2 protein-coding genes are annotated in these 422 nt (G+C 67.1%); both read right to left on the reverse strand.

Annotated elements, in window-relative coordinates; genetic code table 11:
• The coding region (locus D7V77_RS42730) for a hypothetical protein (protein WP_199734023.1) at positions 1–219 on the reverse strand (219 nt) is incomplete at its 3' end.
• A partial coding sequence (locus D7V77_RS42735) for an iron-containing alcohol dehydrogenase (RefSeq protein ID WP_120581782.1) occupies positions 203–422 on the reverse strand: 220 nt, incomplete at its 5' end. The genes D7V77_RS42735 and D7V77_RS42730, both read right to left, overlap by 17 nt.

Below are 422 nucleotides of genomic sequence, written 5' to 3' on the forward strand. Positions count from 1 at the left end.
TGCCAACGCCGGGTTGGCGGCACGCATGCCGTCTTGCAGGCTGGCCTGGAAAATCCCGTGCACGGCGTTTTCGAACAACCATTTGTAGCGGTTGCGCTCGGCCTCCAGTTCGTCCAGGCGCGCCGCCAGCTCCGGGTAATGGCTCTTGCGCGCCGAGTGATCGCCCAGCCCCAGCAGCCCGGCCAGCGCCCGTTGCTGCTCGTCAGAGGGCCTCGCCATAGACCACCTCGACATCACGCTGGCTCGACGCACGCGGGTTGGTGAGGATGCACGGGTCGTCCATCGCATGTTGCGACAGGAACGGGATATCGGCCGTGCGCACGCCGTGCAGGCCCAGGGTTTCATGGAAGCCGATGGCACGCTTGAGCGCGATCAGGTGCTCCACCAGGCGCGCGCAGATCTGCCGGTGGTTGAGGCCGCGG

Source organism: Corallococcus sp. CA041A (genome assembly GCF_003612075.1).
Taxonomy (GTDB): Bacteria; Myxococcota; Myxococcia; order Myxococcales; family Myxococcaceae; genus Corallococcus; species Corallococcus exiguus.